The sequence below is a fragment of the Nocardioides sp. BGA-UO-ETr-FS32 genome, from assembly GCF_059567905.1.
Map to the genome: position 1 here is coordinate 93,460 of NZ_JCAQOX010000017.1, position 16,772 is coordinate 110,231.

A 16,772-nucleotide genomic window follows, 5' to 3' on the forward strand; every position below is an offset into this window, starting at 1 on the left:
CGATCTGCTCAAGGCTCGGCGTGCGCGTAGGCAGCGGCCGCTGATCGGGTCCACACTCGGACCATGGGCGTGCGCAGCCTCGTGGCCGACGACGAGCCGGACATCCGCGACTTCATCGGCCACGTGCTGGCGCGGGCCGGGCACGACGTCACCACCGTGGGCGACGGGGCGGAGGTCCTCGAGCTCGCGTCGGAGGTCGACTTCGACCTGGTCGTCGTCGACCACCACATGCCCCGGATGACCGGTCTCGCGGTGGCCGACGAGCTGAGCCGGGCGTGCCCGGACACGAAGGTCCTGGTCATGTCGGGCGACCTCGACGTGGGTCGCGCGCACCCGCACTTCCTGCCGAAGCCGTTCAACCGCGGCGAGTTCATGGCCGCGGTGGACAGCCTGCTCGACCCTCCGGGCCGATCCGGACCTACAGGTTGATCGTGATGTCGGCGTCGGCGCGCAGGTCCTCGACGAGCGCCGTCGCGACCTTGCCGATCTCCTGGTTGGTGGCCTGCTCGACGAGCTGCTCGCGCACCTGCGCGAACGGCGGGATCTTCTGCCCGCCCTGACCCGACTGGCCGGCCTGCGCCTGCTGCTGCTTGGCCTGCTCGTAGAGCGCGCGCAGCTCCTTGTCGGTCGGCTCGATCGGACCGTTCTCGTCCGCGACGAGCTGCTCGACGAGGACCTGGGTCTCGACCTGGTCGCGGGCCTGCTCCGCGGTGACGCCCTGCTGCTCGACGGCCTTCAGGAGCTCGTCGGCGGACTTCATGCCGTTCTGCTCGGCGAGGTCGGTGAGCTCGGCATCGACGTCCTCGTCGCTGACCTCGAGCCCGCGCGCCTCGGCCTCCTGGGCGAGGAGCTCGGTGTCGACGAGGTCGTCGGCGGTCTGCTTGCGCAGCTGCTCCTCGTCGGGTGCCTCGCCGCCCATCTGCGCCTGGGACGCCGCCTGGGCGAAGGCCGCCTCGTAGATCGGGACGAACTCGTCCTTGGTGACCTCCTCGCCGTTGACCTCGGCCACCACGTCGGGGATGGCGTCGAGGTCGGGCTGGGTGCCGGCGGCGGCACCGTCCGAGGCGCCGTCCGACGGTGAGGCGCTCGAGGAGGACTCGGCCGAGGCGTCGTCGGAGCCGGAGTCGGAGCCCGACCCGCCGCCGCAGGCGGAGAGCGTGAGGACCGCAGCGACCGAGAGGGCACCGAGGGCCGTACGGGTGCGGCGACGGGCAGAGGAGGTCAGGGACGTCAGGGAGGTCTTCGTGGAAGTCATCGCCGTCGACGGTACGCACCGAACCTGAGCGCGATCCTCAGGGTTCTCAGAGGGTGTGTCCCTATTGGCGACGCCGTTCTACCGGATCTGCCGAGTTGAGTGCGATTGGATGGCCACCTCCGTACGCTCACCTGGTGCCTGACGAAAAGTGCTACACCTGCGGTCACGTCATGTCGGCTGCCCGACCGGTGCTCTTCGCGTGCCGCGAGGATGGCGACCTGATCATGGCCTGTGGCGGTGACGATCACGAGCAGAGCATTGAGGATTGGAATGTCGTCCATCGCGAGCATTTGCTGGACCTCGACTCCAGCCTGACGACAATCACAGACCTCACCGAGAACGAAGAGGCGACACGAGCCGGGGTGGGCGAGCCTTGGACCCGGGGGCCCATCACGGACTGCTAACAGCGTCCGACTTACCGCTCATGCCGCGATCAGTGCGGTGGCTGTGGTGCACGTGGTGCGTCACAGCCACCGCACAGCTGAGCCGACGCCGAGGACGTGGGCTCAGTGACTGGATCCCGCCGCGTTGAGGCGGTCCGCACAGCGTCCTCAGGCTCGGGTACGGCATGCCCGGGGACTACACGACTCGTCCAGGCAATAGGGACACACCCGGTCAGACCGGACGCCGCTGAGCTGGGCCAGCAGGTCAGGTCACAGGTCGTCGAGGGAGTCGGGGACGATGAGCGCGTCGGGGTCCTGGCGCACGGGGAGCTGGGCGAGGGCCGTACGGACGAGGGTGAGGCGCGCGGCGACGGCGACCTTCTGGCGCAGCCGGCCCACACCGCTCTCGCCGAGGGTCTGCTCCACCGCGGCCGCGATCTGCGCGTCGGTGAAGGTGGGCCGGGTGCCGGCGGGGACCTCGACGTCGGGGAGGGCGAGCAGCACGGGCAGCACCTGGCTGCCGACCGCCTCGAGCAGGTGGTAGCGGTCGATCTTGCTCATCGACTCCCACGCCGCCTCGCCTGCCGCCCCGCCCCTGGCGCGGCGCCCGACCTTGCCGCCGGCCACGATCTTGGCGGCAGCGGTGACGGCGACGGTCAGCTCGTGCTCGGTGAAGCGCATGGGTCCCAGCATGCCGGATGCCGGACGGACGCTCAGTAGTGCGCGGTCATCACGTGCTTGATGCGCGTGTAGTCGTCGAAGCCGTAGCCCGACAGGTCCTTGCCGTAGCCCGACGACCCGAAGCCGCCGTGGGGCATCTCGGAGACGAACGGGATGTGGGTGTTGACCCACACGCAGCCGAAGCCGAGCTCGCGGGTGAGGCGGTCGGCGACTCCGACGTCGCGCGTCCACACGCTGGCGGCGAGGCCGTACGGCACGCCGTTGGCCATGGCGACCGCGTCGGCCTCGTCGTCGAAGGACTGCACGGTGAGCACCGGCCCGAAGACCTCCTCCTGCACGATGCGGTCGTCCTGGCGTACGCCGGTGACGACGGTCGGCGCGAAGAAGAAGCCCGCGTCGCCGTGGCGGCCGCCGCCGGTGCGGACGGTGGCGTGGTCGGGGAGGCCGGCGAGGAACGCCTCCACCTTGGCGAGGTGGGCGGCGTTGTTGAGCGGGCCGTAGTCCGCCTCGTCGTCCGACGGAGGCCCGGGCCGGGTGCCTTCGGCCGCCTTCACCAGCAGGTCGACGAGCTCGTCGTGGACGCTGCCGTGGGCGACGACGCGGGTGGCGGCGGTGCAGTCCTGGCCGGCGTTGAAGTAGGCGGCCGCCGCGATCATCTCGGCGGCGCGGGGCAGGTCGGCGTCGGGCATCACGACGACGGGAGCCTTGCCACCGAGCTCGAGGTGCACGCGCTTGAGGTTCCTCGCCGCCGAGGTCGCGACCTCGATGCCGGCGCGCACCGACCCGGTGATCGCGACGAGCCCGGGGGTCGGGTGCTCGACGAGGTAGCGGCCGGTCGAGGCGTCGCCGTTGACCACGTTGAGCACGCCCGGCGGCAGGATCGCGCCGGCGATCTCGGCGAGCAGCACGGTCGAGCGCGGGGTGGTGTCGCTGGGCTTGAGCACGATCGTGTTGCCGGCGGCGAGCGCGGGCGCGATCTTCCAGATCGCCATCGCGAAGGGGTAGTTCCACGGCGTCACCTGGCCGACCACGCCGATCGGCTCGCGGCGGATCGCGGAGGTGTGGCCCTCGAGGTACTCCCCCGACGACTTGCCCTCGAGCAGCCGCGCCGCGCCTGCGAAGAAGCGCAGCTGGTCGACGCCCTGGTCGACCTCCTCGCTGGCGATGTAGCGCACCGGCTGGCCGGTGTCGCGGGCCTGCACCTCGCTGATCTCGTCACGGCGCTCGGCGATCGCGGCGGCCAGGTCGAGGAGGTACGCCTGTCGCGCCCCGGGGGTGAGCCGCTTCCACGACGCCGACGCCCGCTCCGCGGCGGCGTACGCCCGGTCGACCTCGGCGTGCGTCGAGACCGGGGAGCGGCCGTCGGGCTCGCCCGTCACCGGGTCGACGAGGTCGATGAAGTCGGTGGTGGCCGAGGCGACCAGCTCGCCGTCGATGAAGTTGTGGATCGTGTGGGTCATCAGGACTCCAGGGTCGGTCGAGGTCAGGCGACGTAGATCTTGCGGATGGTCTCGCGGACGACCCAGGTGGTGTGCTCGCCGGCGCGCAGCCGTACGACGCTGCCGGGGCCGAGGTCGACGCGCTCGCCGTCGTCGAAGGACACGGTCCCGGAGCCGGACAGCACGACGAACACCTCGTCGACCTCGACGTCGGTCGCGGTGCCGGGGGTCATCTCCCACACCCCGACCTCCACCCCGGCCACGGCGGCGAGGGCGCGCGAGCCGGCCTCCGGCGCCCCGTCGACGACGGTGCCCGCGTCGAGCGGCGTGGTCGGCACGAGCGCCTCGACGTCCAGCACACGGTTCATGCCGAGCATCGTCCCCAGTGGCGCGGCCGCCGCGGCCCGACGATCTGTCGTCACTTCGCCGGCCTGCCCAACAGTTCGTCGGCGACCAGCGCCACGTGCAGCGAGACACGGACGTCAGGGTCGTCGAGGTCGGCGCCCAGGACGGCCTCGATCCGCGCCAGCCGGTCGTAGAAGGCGGCGCGCGACAGGTGCAGGCTGGCCGCGGCCTCGGTCTTGCTGGCGGGGTGGAGCAGCAGGGCGCGGAGGGCGGCGAGCAGCTCGGTGCGCGAGCCGTCGGCGCGGTCGTGCGCCTCCAGCGGGCCGAGCTCGCGCTCGACGAACAGCCGGACCCGGTCGTCCTCGCCGAGCAGCGCCAGCAGGCCGCGCAGGTGCAGGTCGGCGAGCCGGTGCACGTCGGGGTCCTCTGTGCGCCGGACCTGCGGGGCGGCGTCCGCGACCTGCCCCGCCTCGGTGACCGTACGCGCGACGCCGCCGCGGTCGGTGACGGCGCGGCCGGCGGCGACCACGACGTCGTGGTGGGGCAGCACGCGGGCGGCGAGCCGGTCGACGAGGTCGTCGGCGTCGGCGGCCGGCGCGGCCGAGACCAGCACGCGCAGGTCGCGGTCGACCTCGCAGACCAGGGCGGGCAGCCGCAGGCCGTGGGCGGCGCGCACCACGGTGGCGGCGACCTCGTCGAGGTCGGCGGGCGCGCCGGTGCCGATGCGCGGACGGACCACGAGGCCGACGAAGGTGCGCCGGCGGACGGGGAAGCCGGCGAGCTCGCAGCGGCGCCCGACCTCGTCGGAGCCGGTGTCGTCCGGGTCCGGGTCGGCCATGAGCCCCGTCAGCAGCTCGAGGTGCGTGCGCCGCATGAGGGTGCCGCGGTCGCGGTCGTGCAGCCGGTGCAGCGCGAGCGCCGCCGCGGCTCGCTCGGCGACGGCGACGAGCCGCTGCGAGGGCGCCTCGGGCGAGCCGATCACGAGCCGCCCCCACGCCTGGTCGGCGGTGCCGAGACGGGTGACGAGCCAGCCGTTGGTGGCGTCCCACCTGGTGCGTCCGGCCACCTCGACCCGTCGCGAGCGGGCGGGCCAGCCGTCGAGGAAGCCGCCCGGGTCGTCGGGGCCGGCGAAGTAGTCGAGGGGGCGGTGCTGGGCGTTCTCCACGACGACCGGGCCGTCGGAGAGCCGCTGCACCGCCCGGAGGATCTCGACGGGGCCGGCCTGGCCGAAGCTGAGCTCGGTGAAGGTCTCGTGCACCCGCTGCGCCTCGCGGAGCTCGGAGACCTGCTGGTCGACGACCCGCTCGCCGATCTCCTGCGCCAGCGCGGCGAACCGTGTCTCCCGGCCCAGCGCGACCAGCGGCAGGCCGTGGCGCTCGCAGGCCGCGACGAGGGCAGCGGGCAGCGCGGACCCCCAGCGCCGGCCGAGCTCGACGACCATCCCCGCGCTGCCGACGTCGGCGAGCTCGTCGACGAAGGCCGTCAGGCCGGCCACGTCGTCGTCGGCCGGCAGCCCGGTGCCCATCGTCAGCAGGAGGTCTCCCTCGCGGAGCAGCGCACCGACGTCGAGGCGCTCGGTGGCGTGCACCCAGCGGATGGGCCGGGCCGACCCCTCGGCGCCGGCGACGACCTCGGGCGCGGCCCGGCGGAAGGCGGGCAGCGCCAGCGCCTCCCGGAGCGTGACGCCGGGCGTCCTGTCGACCACGGGCGCAGCCTACGCGTGAGCAGGGTGACGAAGTGTCCGACAACTGCCGTCCATGCCGACGATCCGACACCCGCGCCGCCGCGCGGCGGCGAGCAGGATGGCGGCATGACCGACCCGATCGACATCGTGCCCTCCGACATCGTGCACTGGGCCGACGGCGCCCCCCTGACCGGCGAGCCCACAGGCTGGGCCGACGTGACCAACCCCGCGACGGGCGAGGTGACCGGTCGCGTCGCGCTGGCGAGCGAGGCCGACGCCGCCGCCGTCATCGCCGCCGCGGCCCGCGCCGCCCGCGCCTGGGGCACCACCTCGCTCGCGCGGCGTACGCAGGTGCTGTTCGCGTTCCGCGAGCTGCTCAACGCCCGCAAGGACGAGCTGGCCGCGATCATCACGAGCGAGCACGGCAAGGTGCACTCCGACGCGATGGGCGAGATCGCCCGCGGTCTCGAGGTCGTCGAGTTCGCGTGCGGGATGTCGCACCTGCTCAAGGGCGGGCACAGCGAGGAGGCCTCGACCGGCGTCGACGTGCACTCCAAGCGGGTGCCGCTCGGCGTGGTGGGCATCATCAGCCCGTTCAACTTCCCGGCGATGGTGCCGATGTGGTTCTTCCCGATCGCGATCGCGGCGGGCAACACGGTCGTCCTCAAGCCCAGCGAGAAGGACCCGAGCGCGGCCGGCTGGATCGCCGCGCTGTGGCAGGAGGCCGGGCTGCCCGACGGCGTCTTCAACGTGCTGCACGGCGACAAGACGGCCGTCGACGCACTCCTCACCAGCCCGGACGTGCAGGCGATCAGCTTCGTCGGCTCCACCCCGATCGCGGAGTACGTCTACGAGACCGCGAGCCGCCACGGCAAGCGCGTCCAGGCGCTCGGCGGCGCGAAGAACCACATGGTCGTGCTGCCCGACGCCGACCTCGACCTGGCTGCCGACGCGGCCGTCAACGCCGGGTACGGCAGCGCGGGCGAGCGCTGCATGGCGATCAGCGTCCTCGTCGCGGTCGACCCGATCGGCGACGAGCTGGTCGCCCGGATCGCCGACCGCACCCGCACGCTGCTCATCGGCGACGGCGGCCAGGCGGCCACGGGCGCGGACTCGTCCGGCAAGGAGGCCGACATGGGCCCGCTCGTCACCAAGGCCCACCGCGACCGGGTGAGCTCCTTCATCGACTCCGGCGAGGCGGCCGGCGCGAAGGTCGTCGTCGACGGCCGTGACGTGCAGGCCCGGGGCGGGGAGGAGGGCTTCTGGCTCGGCCCGACGCTCTTCGACGACGTCACCCCCGACATGGACATCTACCGCGAGGAGATCTTCGGCCCCGTGCTGTCGGTGGTGCGCGTGCCGTCGTACGACGAGGCGGTCGCACTCGTCAACGCCAACCAGTACGGCAACGGCACCGCGGTCTTCACCAACGACGGCGGCGCGGCCCGCCGCTTCGAGGCCGACGTCGAGGTCGGGATGATCGGCGTCAACGTCCCCGTCCCCGTGCCGGTCGCCTACTACTCCTTCGGCGGGTGGAAGCGCTCGCTCTTCGGCGACACCCACGCCCACGGCTCCGAGGGCGTGCACTTCTTCACCCGCGGCAAGGTCGTCACCACCCGGTGGATCGACCCCGCCAACCGCCCCGAGGGCGGCCTCGAGCTGGGGTTCCCGCGCAATGACTGACCTCCTCTCCTCCACCAGCGACCTCAGCACGACCCACGACGCAGAGCGGGCGTACGAGCTCGACCGCGCGCACGTCTTCCACTCCTGGTCGGCGCAGGCCGAGATCAGCCCGATGGTGATCACCCGGGCTGAGGGCAGCCACGTCTGGGACGGGGCGGGCAGGCGCTACCTCGACTTCACCTCGCAGCTGGTCTTCACCAACCTCGGCCACCAGCACCCGCGCATCGTCGCCGCGATCCGGGAGCAGGCGGCGACGCTGTGCACGGTCGCGCCGGCCTTCGCCAACGGCACCCGTTCCGAGGCCGCCCGGTTGATCGCGAGCCACACGCCCGGCGACCTCGACCACGTCTTCTTCACCAACGGCGGTGCCGACGCCAACGAGCACGCCGTACGGATGGCGCGGCTGCACACCGGCCGGCACAAGGTGCTGACCACCTACCGCAGCTATCACGGCGGCACCCATCTCGCCGTCAACATGACCGGCGACCCGCGTCGCTGGGCCAGCGACCACGGCTCGACCGGCACGGTCCACTTCTTCGGCCCGTTCCTCTACCGCAGCGCGTTCCACGCCACCACCGAGGCCGAGGAGTGCCAGCGCGCGCTGGAGCACCTCGAGCAGGTCGTCGCCCTCGAGGGGCCCTCGACGGTCGCCGCGATCGTGCTCGAGGCGATCCCGGGCACCGCCGGGATCATGGTCCCGCCGCCGGGCTACCTCGCCGGCGTCCGCGAGATCTGCGACCGGCACGGCATCGTGCTGATCGCCGACGAGGTGATGTCGGGCTTCGGCCGCTCGGGCCGGTGGTTCGCGGTCGAGCACGCCTCTCACGGGTCGGTCGTCCCCGACCTGCTGACCTTCGCCAAGGGCGTGAACTCCGGCTACGTCCCGCTCGGCGGCGTGGCGATCAGCGACGAGATCCACGCGACCTTCGCCCACCGCGCCTACCCAGGCGGGCTGACGTACTCCGGACACCCGCTGGCCTGCGCCGCGGCCGTCGCGACGATCCGCACGATGGAGGACGACGACCTCGTCGGCCGTGCCGACCGGCTCGGCGCCGAGGTGATCGGCCCCGGCCTGCGGGCGCTCGCGGAGAAGCACGACTGGATCGGTGAGGTGCGCGGCACCGGCGCCTTCTGGGCGGTCGAGCTGGTCAGCGACCGGCAGACCCGCGAGCCGCTCGCGCCGTACGGCGGGTCGAGCCCGGAGATGTCCGCTGTCGTGAAGGGCTGCCAGGAGCGCGGGATGCTGCCGTTCAGCAACTTCAACCGCATCCACGTCGTGCCGCCGCTGACCACCACCGACGACGAGGCCCGCGAGGGCCTGGCGATCCTCGACGCGGCGCTGGCAGCTGCGGCGGGGTGAGCAGCCACCTCACTGCGTACGAGCGCAACGCGCCCGACCCGCGGCTCGTCTCGCAGTCGCTGGCCGGCAGCGAGCTGGGCGTCTTCTGGCTCGACGACGCGGGTGCTTCCCCGGCGTACGACCCGCTCACCGCCTCGACCCGCGCGGACCTGGCCGTCGTGGGCGGGGGCTACCTGGGGCTGTGGACCGCGGTGCACGCGAAGCGTCGCGACCCCGGGCGGCGGGTCGTGCTGCTCGAGGCGCAGACCGTCGGCTGGGCGGCATCGGGCCGCAACGGCGGCTTCTGCGACGCCTCGATCACCCACGGCGAGGAGAACGGGCGCTCCCGCTGGCCCGAGGAGTACGACACCCTGGCGCGGCTCGGGCGGGAGAACCTCGATGCCTTCGAGGCCGACGTGCGCGACCTCGACCTGGCCTGCGAGTGGGAGCGCACGGGCGCGCTGTCGGTGGCGGTCGAGGAGCACCAGGTCAACTGGCTGCAGGGGTCGACGCAGGTCCTCGACGCGGCCGCCGTACGCACCGAGATCGACAGCCCGCTGTTCCTCGGCGGCGCGCTCGAGCCCGACACGTCCGCGCTGGTCCACCCCGCGCGGCTCGCCCTCGAGCTGGCGCGGGTCGCCGCCGACCTCGGCGTCGAGGTGCACGAGCACTCGACCGTCACCGCGCTGCGCCGCGAGGGCCGTACGGTCGAGGTGGCGACCGACCGCGCCACGGTGACCGCCGACCACGTGGTCCTCGCCGGCGGTGTCTTCCCGTCGCTCGCGCGGCGCAACCGGCTGATGACGGTGCCGGTCTACGACTACGTGCTGATGACCGAGCCGCTGTCGGCCGAGCAGCTCGCCTCGATCGGCTGGGCGGGCCGCCAGGGGCTCGGGGACCTCGCCAACCAGTTCCACTACTCGCGGCTGACCCGCGACGACCGGATCCTGTGGGGCGGCTACGACGCGATCTACCCCGCCGGCGGGCAGGTCCACGTCCGTCACGAGGACCGCCCGGAGAGCCACGCCCGGCTCGCCTCGCACTTCCTCGCGACCTTCCCCCAGCTCGAGGGCATCCGGTTCACGCACCGGTGGGCCGGGGCCATCGACACCTCCACGCAGTTCGCGGCGTTCTACGGGCTGACCCACGGCGGCCGGGTCGCCCACGCGTCCGGCTTCACCGGGCTCGGGGTCGGGGCGACGCGGTTCGCCGCCGAGGTGCTGCTCGACCTGCTCGCCGGGCGGCCGACGGAGCGTACGGAGCTGCGGATGGTCCGCGAGCGCCCGCTCCCCTTCCCGCCCGAGCCGCTCGCGTCGGTCGGGATCAACCTCACCCGCTGGTCCCTGGACCGCGCCGACCACCGCGAGGGGCGGCGCAACGGCTTCCTGCGGGCGCTGGACCGGGCCGGGCTGGGATTCGACTCCTGAGTGGGGCGGGAGGGTCCTCGAGTGGTCGCCGTAGGCTGCGGGCCGTGAGCGAGCGGGGGCCGATCTGGCGACAGCCGGGCATGGCGCCGCTGATGGTGATGACGTGCGCGGGGTTCTCCGGGTACGCAGTGCTGCTCACGGTCGCGCCGCTGTGGGCGGTCGAGGGCGGAGCGACCACCGCCGGTTCCGGGCTGGTGAACGGCGTGCTCCTGCTGTTCACCGTGCTGACCCAGCTGCTCGTCCCTCGTGCGTTGCGGACCTTCGGGTGGGGACCGGTGCTCGCCGTCGGCCTCGCGCTGCTGGGGATCCCCGGCGTCCTGATGTCACTGGACGACGGGCTCGTCGTGGTCCTGGCGCTCTCGGCGGTCCGGGGAGTCGGGTTCGGCGTCCTCACCGTCACCGGGAGCGCCGCCGTCGCCGCGCTGGTGGGTGCGAGGCGCCGCGGGGAGGCGATCGGGGCCTACGGCCTGGCCGTCGCCCTGCCCAACCTCGTGCTGCTGCCCGCCGGACCGTGGATCGCCGAGAGCGTCGGCTTCTGGGTGGCGTTCACCGTGAGCGCCCTGCCCCTGGTCGGCATCCCGGCGGCCCTCCGGCTCGCGTCGGCGCTCCGGGTGAGCGCGCCCGACCTGCACCCCGGCACGACGGCGGCGCCCGACCCGGCCGACCCGGAGTCGACCGCCTACCGACGACTGCTGCGGCCGATGCTGCTGTTGCTGGTGGTCACCTTGGCCGGCGGCGCGCTGATCACCTTCACGCCCCAGATGGTCGAGAGCCCTGTGGTCGTGGCGGGCGGCCTGCTCCTGATGGGGCTGTCGGCTGCGCTGAGTCGTTGGCGCATCGGGGTGCTCGCGGACCGCTACGGCCCGCAGCGCTTCCTCGTGCCGCTGGTCGTCCTCACGGGGGCGGGGATGGCGCTGGTCGCCTGGTCGATCGCGAGCTCCGACGACGTCCGCGTCGGACCCTTCCTGGGCGCCATGCTCCTGGTCGGCCTCTGCTACGGAGGGCTGCAGAACCTCACGCTCGTGATCTCCTTCGCAGCCGTCTCGCGTCGGCACCACAACCTCGCCAGCGCGGTGTGGAACGTCGGTTTCGACGCGGGAACGGCGCTGGGCTCGGTGGCCGTCGGGGGGATCGCGGGCCTCACGTCCTTCGCCACCGCCTTCCTGGTGACGGGCGCGATCGCCGTGGCGACGCTGCCGCTCGCGTGGCGGCGCCCGGGCGCCGTCGACGTGAACGCCCCTGCACCCTCTCGGGAGTAGTCGACCTCTTCCCGATCATGTCCCAGCGGCGTAGCGTCGAGAACCCCACTGGAGCCTGCTCTCGGTCGGGCTCCCCCGACCTCCCTGGAGCGCGCGATGAGCGTTCGACGACTTCTTCTCGTGCTGGCCCTCCTGCTGGGCAGCCTCGGCCTCGCGGCTGCTCCCGCGACGTCGGCCAAGCCGGGATCGACCGCCGAGAGCGGCGCGGACTGCAACCTTCCCGAGTCCGACGCCGAGGAGCTGGTGATCCTCAACTACTACTACCCCAACAAGTACGTCTGGGACGACACGCACCTCACGGTCTCCGTGCAGGCCGCGCCCAACGTCTCCGACGCCCATCTCGCGGCCGTGCGCGACGCCATCGAGTCCTGGGACGAGGTGCTCCGCTCCTGCTTCGACGGGGAGATCACGTTGACCGACGTGACGGGCTCCAAGCGCAGGTCCGCCGACATCGTCCTGCACTACGTGCCGCACGCAGGCGGGGTCGTCTTCGCCGGGTACGCGATCTGCGGCGCCACGGGCTGCGGCAACATCATCGTCTCCTCGGAGTTCGCCACCGAGGAGGGCTACACGCCGGAGTACCTCTACTACGTGACGCTCCACGAGCTCGGCCACGCCCTCGGCCTCGGCCACGCCACCAACCTGCGTGAGAGCACGGACCTCATGGGGTACGGCTGGATCGGCGACGCCCCCGACCCGCTGTTCTCGCAGTGCGACCTGGACGCCCTGGCGTACCTGTTCGGACCGGTGCTCACGGGGGCGGAGCCCGCGGCCCCCGGACCGAGTGAGCTGGGCCCCACATTCGACTGCTCGGGCTGACTCGCGGGACGCGTGATCGCCCCCAGCCGTGTCGTTGGTTGAGGTGCGAGCGCAGCGAGCCTCGAAACCACGCCGATCTCGCAGACCACGAACCGTTCGCACCCGGCGAACGCAATCGGTTGTTGCAACTCGATCGTGAGGTGAGAGGTTGCGGCGCATGCCGGGAGTGAGGTTGACCGCGAATCAGCGGTTGGTGATTGAGCGGGCGTATCTGGCGGGACTGGACCAAGTCACGATTGCGGCGTTGGTGGACAAACACCCTTCGACGATCTCGAGGGAGCTGCGTCGTGCTGGGTCGTTCGGGACCAGGTCCCCGCGTGCTCGTACGGCCCGCGATCGAGGTCGGGGGTATCGGGTGAAGTACAGCGCGAAGTGGTCCCAGCGCGAGGCCGCGCGCAAGGCGCGCCGGCCGAAGGCCCGGCGGCTGGATCACGCGCCGTTGCGGGAGAAGGTGTGGGAGCTGTTGCGGGACAACTGGTCGCCGGAGCAGATCGCGGCGATGCTGCCGGTGTTGTTCCCACGCGATCTGAGGATGCGGGTGTCGCACGAGACGATCTACCAATCGCTGTTCGTCCAGACCAAGGGCGAGCTCAAGCGTGAGCTGACCGCCCACCTACGCACCCGGCGGCAGCGCCGCAAGGCCCAGACCGGCGGCGCCAAGCGCGTCACCCTCGGGATCACCGACGACATCCGGATCTCTGCGCGCCCGGCCGAGGCCGAGGACCGGGCGGTGCCCGGGCACTGGGAGGGCGACCTTCTGCTCGGCGGCACGGGCAAGGGCGCGGTGATCACACTGGTGGAGCGGTCCTCGCGGTTCGTGCTCCTCGCGCCGCTACCGGGTCGCCACACCGCGGAGATCGCGCGGATGAAGCTGAGCGAGATGATCGCGACTCTGCCGCTGGAACTCAGGAAGTCGATCACTTGGGACCGGGGATCGGAGATGGCCCAGCACGCACGGTTCAAGACCGAGACCCGGATCCCGATCTACTTCTGCGATCCCCAGTCGCCGTGGCAGCGCGGCACGAACGAGAACACCAACGGGCTGCTGCGCCAGTACTGGCCCAAGGGCGCGGACCTGCGCCAGCTCACCGACACCGACTGCGACGCCGTCGCCCTGCAGCTCAACACCCGACCCCGCAAGACCCTCGAATGGCAGACTCCAGGTCAGGCACTCAACAAGAGGCTCGTTGCAGCAGCCGGTTGAACTAGCGCCCATGGTCGCTGTCGGTGGGTGTCCGTAGACTCGAACACATGATCGACGGACTGGCAGCAGAGGCACGAGGGGTCGCAGACGACCTCTCGGCCTCCGAGGTGCTGTCAGAGATCCGCGACCGCAAGGCTGCCGAGGAGCGGGCTGCGGCCGACCAACTCGTGCTTGCCGCCCGGTGGGCGGACCTGCATCCGCCGGAGTCGATCCACGACGCGGCCTCGTTCACGGTGCCGGGGTGTGAGCACGAGGAGCCCATCGCCGGCGACGGCGCCCCGCTGGTCGCAGAGTTCTGCGTCGCCGAGCTCGGCACCACCCTCGGCATCTCCACCACCGCGGCGAAGAAGCTCATCGGTCACGCCCTCGAGCTGCGACACCGCCTGCCCCGGCTGTGGGAGCAGGTCCACGCCGGCCAGGTGCCAGCGTGGCGGGCCAGGGTGGTCGCGGACACGACCATCCACTCCTCGCCCGCCCTGACGGCCGAGGCGGCAGGCTTTGTCGACGCGCAGGTCGCCGCTGTCGCCGGACGTATCGGCACCGCGCAGCTCGACCGGCTCATGGCGGAGACGATCAAGCGCTACGACCTCGCCACCGCCGACCCGACGAAGGACCCCGAAGACGGGTGGCAGCACGTCGACCCCCGTCACGTCACCGTCAACAAGGACGACGTGCACTACGCCGGCACCTTGCACGTGGAAGCCGACCTCGACATCGCCGACGCCCTCGACCTCGACCGCGCCGTCGCCCACCACGCCGCCACGCAGAAGGCCCTCGGATCCCAGCTGCCCCTCGACGCACGCCGCGCCAAGGCCCTCGGCGACCTCGCCCGGACGCAGACTGCCCTGGACCTGGCGTTCCAGGATGGTGCGGCCCAGGACGGTGCCGGCATGGACGGTGCAGCTCAGGCGGGTGCAGCCCAGGAGGACGATGCCGAGGCTCGTACCTCAACCACCGAGGACACCAGCACCGACGCCGACCAGCCGAACCTCCCGGCCGCTCGCGAGGTCGTGATCCACGCCCACTTCGACGCCAGCATGTCCGGCGACGCCACGGTGTTCGGGCCGACCGGGCGCATGGAGAACGGCCAGCGCCTCGTCCTGCTCGACCAGATCAAGTCGTGGTGCGCCGACACCCGGACGAAGGTCACGATCAAGCCCGTCATCGACCTCAACACCAACCTCACCGCGCAGGGCTACGACATCCCCGACCGGATCCGCGAGCAGGTCCAGCTCCGCGACCGCACGTGCGTGTTCCCCCGGTGCACCCGCCCCGCCCGGGCCTGCGACATCGACCACGTCATCGCCTACGACCACGACGCCGAAGCAGACGGCAGACCACAACCCGGCCCGAGTCGGACCGACAACCTGGCCTGCCTGTGCCGGTTCCACCACCGGCTCAAGACCCACTCCGCCTGGCGCTACGAGACGACCGCGAACGGGGTGTTCGAGTGGACGTCCCCGCACGGCCACCGCTACCGACGCGACCACACCGGCACGACGGCAATCGCCCCACCCGATCCGCCCGGCATTCCGCGACCACGCCGACGATGACCCCGCCCCACACCCCGCCGAAACAGGTCCGGCGGGGCTGGTGGCACGTCCGGCTCAGGGAGCTCGCGCCTTCGTCAAGAGCTGCCGCCTGTCCCCTGATCCGGCGTCGCCGGCTCGATGTCGGAGAGCATGACGTCAGGGCATACCTCGACCTCGATGGCGCCGCGATTGGTGTTGAGCACGAGGTAGGTGCCGGCCTCGACGTCGACGACTCCGGGCATCCGGAGCGAGGTCCTGACCCGGAAGAGGGCCTCGGTGGGGGCGGCGGGGTCGCTGAGCTGGACCTCGGTGTCCTCGATCTCGCCGAAGATCGATCCGGTGGGCAGGCTCTCGACCGTGAAGCGGTGCCGCCCGCCCGACGTGGTGAGTCGAGCGGGCCGCCGGACTGTCGGGACGCCCAGGCCGGTGGCAACGGTGTCGTCGCACGACATCTCCAGTGCTGGCCCCGGCGGAATGTCGGACGTCGTCCGGCACCCCCCGGCGACCATCACGAGGACTACCGACCCGACGCCCAGACCTGCCATGACCGGCCCACCGCTCCGCAGCAAGACGTTCACGGCACAAGGATGGACCAGACCGAGCCCGGGCACCGCGGTTCTCGGCAGGTACGAGCGACTGGCGTCGTCGACAGGGACACGCCTCGGTGACCACTCGCCTGCTACTCGACCAACGAGGGACCGCCCAGTGCCCGCACCCCCGGCAGCACCTCGTCGGCGAAGGACGTGAGGAACTGCTCCTGGTCGTGGCCGGGGCCGTGGAAGACCAGGTGGTCGAAGCCCGCCTCGACGTAGGGCCGGACCGCGTCGACGACCTCCTCGGGCGTGGTCGCGACGATCCAGCGGGAGGCGACCTGCTCGATCGGCAGTGCGTCGGCGGCGGCGGCCATCTCCATCGGGTCGTCGAGCTGGTGCTTCTGCTCGGCGCTCAGCGACAGCGGTGCCCAGAAGCGGGTGTTCTCGAGCGCCTCCTCGCGCGTCGGGGCGTACGACAGCTTGATCTCGATCATCCGCGCGATGTCGCCCGAGGCGCGTCCGGCGGCGGCGAGGCCCTCCTCGACCGCGGGCAGCAGCTTGTCGGTGTAGAGGTCCATCCCCTTGCCGCTCGTGCAGATGAAGCCGTCGCCGACGCGCCCGGCGTACTTCGCCATCTGCGGACCGCCCGCGGCGACGTAGATCGGGACGCCGCCCTCGGGCCGGTCGTAGATCGTGGCGTCGACGGTGCGGTAGTAGTCGCCGTCGAAGGTGACCCGCTCCCCCGCCCACAGCTCGCGAAGCAGGCGTACGGCCTCGCGCAGCCGCGCCCAGCGCTCCTTGAACTCCGGCCACTCGGCCAGCCCGACGGAGATCTCGTTGAGCGCCTCGCCCGTGCCCACGCCGAGCACCACGCGGCCGGGGTTGAGCAGGGCGAGCGTCGCGAACTGCTGCGCCAGCACGGCCGGGTTGTAGCGGAACGTCGGCGTGAGCACGCTGGTGCCGAGCACCACCCGCTCCGTGCGCTCACCGATCGCGGCCATCGCGGCGAGGGCGTTGGGCGCGTGGCCGCCCTCGTGGCGCCAGGGCTGCAGGTGGTCGCTGATCCACACGCTGTCGAGGCCGACCTCCTCGGCGCGGACGCCGAGCTCGACGAGCTCGCGCGGGCCGAACTGCTCGGCGGAGGCCTTGTAGCCGACGGCGAGGGGGGAGGTCTGGTTCACGGGCGGGTCCG

At 72.2% G+C, this 16,772-nt stretch carries 16 protein-coding genes; 9 read left to right on the forward strand and 7 right to left on the reverse strand.

Features of this window, described 5'->3' with window-relative positions:
• The first annotated feature begins 63 nt into the window (after positions 1-63).
• Positions 64-429 carry a response regulator gene (locus AC57BS_RS20650; RefSeq protein WP_496413325.1) on the forward strand — a complete coding sequence of 122 codons (366 nt, stop codon included), beginning with the start codon at positions 64-66 and terminating at the stop codon, positions 427-429.
• Here AC57BS_RS20650 and AC57BS_RS20655 read toward each other — a convergent pair.
• Positions 419-1,255: a SurA N-terminal domain-containing protein gene (locus AC57BS_RS20655; protein ID WP_496413326.1), complete on the reverse strand. Its 837-nt coding sequence runs from the start codon at positions 1,253-1,255 to the stop codon at positions 419-421. The genes AC57BS_RS20650 and AC57BS_RS20655 overlap by 11 nt on opposite strands.
• A 134-nt stretch (positions 1,256-1,389) precedes the next feature.
• On the opposite strand from AC57BS_RS20655, the gene AC57BS_RS20660 reads away from it, so the two are divergent.
• A complete protein-coding gene (locus AC57BS_RS20660; RefSeq protein ID WP_496413327.1) occupies positions 1,390-1,659 on the forward strand; it encodes a hypothetical protein in 270 nt (89 codons plus the stop codon).
• Positions 1,660-1,908: 249 nt separating this feature from the next.
• Here AC57BS_RS20660 and AC57BS_RS20665 read toward each other — a convergent pair whose 3' ends face one another.
• From AC57BS_RS20665 to AC57BS_RS20680, 4 genes are read right to left on the reverse strand one after another with little or no spacing between them, the layout of a single operon-like run.
• Positions 1,909-2,319 (reverse strand): hypothetical protein, encoded by a 411-nt coding sequence (locus tag AC57BS_RS20665; RefSeq protein ID WP_496413328.1) that lies wholly within the window; start codon positions 2,317-2,319, stop codon positions 1,909-1,911.
• A gap of 32 nt (positions 2,320-2,351) precedes the next feature.
• Entirely contained in the window at positions 2,352-3,779 is a 1,428-nt protein-coding gene (locus AC57BS_RS20670; RefSeq protein ID WP_496413329.1) for an aminobutyraldehyde dehydrogenase, read from the reverse strand.
• Positions 3,780-3,802: 23 nt separating this feature from the next.
• Positions 3,803-4,126 (reverse strand): cupin domain-containing protein, encoded by a 324-nt coding sequence (locus AC57BS_RS20675; RefSeq protein ID WP_496413330.1) that lies wholly within the window; start codon positions 4,124-4,126, stop codon positions 3,803-3,805.
• A gap of 50 nt (positions 4,127-4,176) precedes the next feature.
• The gene (locus AC57BS_RS20680; RefSeq protein ID WP_496413331.1) at positions 4,177-5,808 is read right to left on the reverse strand and encodes a PucR family transcriptional regulator; all 1,632 of its coding nucleotides are present in this window, start codon (positions 5,806-5,808) and stop codon (positions 4,177-4,179) included.
• Between the two features lie 105 nt (positions 5,809-5,913).
• On the opposite strand from AC57BS_RS20680, the gene AC57BS_RS20685 reads away from it, so the two are divergent.
• The 7 genes from AC57BS_RS20685 to AC57BS_RS20715 all read left to right on the forward strand — a co-directional run bounded on the left by AC57BS_RS20685 (position 5,914) and on the right by AC57BS_RS20715 (position 15,068).
• Complete coding sequence (locus tag AC57BS_RS20685; protein ID WP_496413332.1) at positions 5,914-7,467, forward strand: CoA-acylating methylmalonate-semialdehyde dehydrogenase; 1,554 nt, start codon at positions 5,914-5,916, stop codon at positions 7,465-7,467.
• Positions 7,460-8,827 (forward strand): aspartate aminotransferase family protein, encoded by a 1,368-nt coding sequence (locus AC57BS_RS20690; RefSeq protein WP_496413333.1) that lies wholly within the window; start codon positions 7,460-7,462, stop codon positions 8,825-8,827. Before AC57BS_RS20685 ends, AC57BS_RS20690 begins: the two co-directional genes overlap by 8 nt.
• Entirely contained in the window at positions 8,824-10,233 is a 1,410-nt protein-coding gene (locus AC57BS_RS20695) for an NAD(P)/FAD-dependent oxidoreductase (RefSeq protein ID WP_496413334.1), read from the forward strand. Before AC57BS_RS20690 ends, AC57BS_RS20695 begins: the two co-directional genes overlap by 4 nt.
• A 44-nt stretch (positions 10,234-10,277) precedes the next feature.
• A complete protein-coding gene (locus AC57BS_RS20700) occupies positions 10,278-11,492 on the forward strand; it encodes an MFS transporter (RefSeq protein WP_496413335.1) in 1,215 nt (404 codons plus the stop codon).
• Between the two features lie 96 nt (positions 11,493-11,588).
• Entirely contained in the window at positions 11,589-12,311 is a 723-nt protein-coding gene (locus tag AC57BS_RS20705; RefSeq protein ID WP_496413336.1) for a matrixin family metalloprotease, read from the forward strand.
• Positions 12,312-12,468: 157 nt separating this feature from the next.
• On the forward strand, positions 12,469-13,515 hold the full coding sequence (locus AC57BS_RS20710; protein WP_496413337.1) for an IS30 family transposase: 1,047 nt from the start codon (positions 12,469-12,471) through the stop codon (positions 13,513-13,515).
• A gap of 47 nt (positions 13,516-13,562) precedes the next feature.
• Entirely contained in the window at positions 13,563-15,068 is a 1,506-nt protein-coding gene (locus AC57BS_RS20715; RefSeq protein WP_496413338.1) for an HNH endonuclease signature motif containing protein, read from the forward strand.
• Between the two features lie 74 nt (positions 15,069-15,142).
• Here AC57BS_RS20715 and AC57BS_RS20720 read toward each other — a convergent pair whose 3' ends face one another.
• Together AC57BS_RS20720 and fgd are read right to left on the reverse strand one after the other, a co-directional pair.
• Positions 15,143-15,625 (reverse strand): hypothetical protein, encoded by a 483-nt coding sequence (locus tag AC57BS_RS20720; RefSeq protein WP_496413339.1) that lies wholly within the window; start codon positions 15,623-15,625, stop codon positions 15,143-15,145.
• Between the two features lie 101 nt (positions 15,626-15,726).
• On the reverse strand, positions 15,727-16,761 hold the full coding sequence (gene fgd, locus AC57BS_RS20725) for a glucose-6-phosphate dehydrogenase (coenzyme-F420) (protein WP_496413340.1): 1,035 nt from the start codon (positions 16,759-16,761) through the stop codon (positions 15,727-15,729).
• Between the last annotated feature and the right edge of the window lie 11 nt (positions 16,762-16,772).

Excerpts from the sequence above, each read along its gene's own strand:
- AC57BS_RS20650 (WP_496413325.1), top strand. The coding sequence starts at position 64 with ATGGGCGTGCGCAGCCTCGTGGCCGACGACGAGCCGGACATCCGCGAC.
- AC57BS_RS20655 (WP_496413326.1), bottom strand. The coding sequence starts at position 1,255 with ATGACTTCCACGAAGACCTCCCTGACGTCCCTGACCTCCTCTGCCCGT.
- AC57BS_RS20665 (WP_496413328.1), bottom strand. The coding sequence starts at position 2,319 with ATGCGCTTCACCGAGCACGAGCTGACCGTCGCCGTCACCGCTGCCGCC.
- AC57BS_RS20670 (WP_496413329.1), bottom strand. The coding sequence starts at position 3,779 with ATGACCCACACGATCCACAACTTCATCGACGGCGAGCTGGTCGCCTCG.
- AC57BS_RS20675 (WP_496413330.1), bottom strand. The coding sequence starts at position 4,126 with ATGAACCGTGTGCTGGACGTCGAGGCGCTCGTGCCGACCACGCCGCTC.
- AC57BS_RS20685 (WP_496413332.1), top strand. The coding sequence starts at position 5,914 with ATGACCGACCCGATCGACATCGTGCCCTCCGACATCGTGCACTGGGCC.
- AC57BS_RS20690 (WP_496413333.1), top strand. The coding sequence starts at position 7,460 with ATGACTGACCTCCTCTCCTCCACCAGCGACCTCAGCACGACCCACGAC.
- AC57BS_RS20705 (WP_496413336.1), top strand. The coding sequence starts at position 11,589 with ATGAGCGTTCGACGACTTCTTCTCGTGCTGGCCCTCCTGCTGGGCAGC.
- AC57BS_RS20710 (WP_496413337.1), top strand. The coding sequence starts at position 12,469 with ATGCCGGGAGTGAGGTTGACCGCGAATCAGCGGTTGGTGATTGAGCGG.
- AC57BS_RS20715 (WP_496413338.1), top strand. The coding sequence starts at position 13,563 with ATGATCGACGGACTGGCAGCAGAGGCACGAGGGGTCGCAGACGACCTC.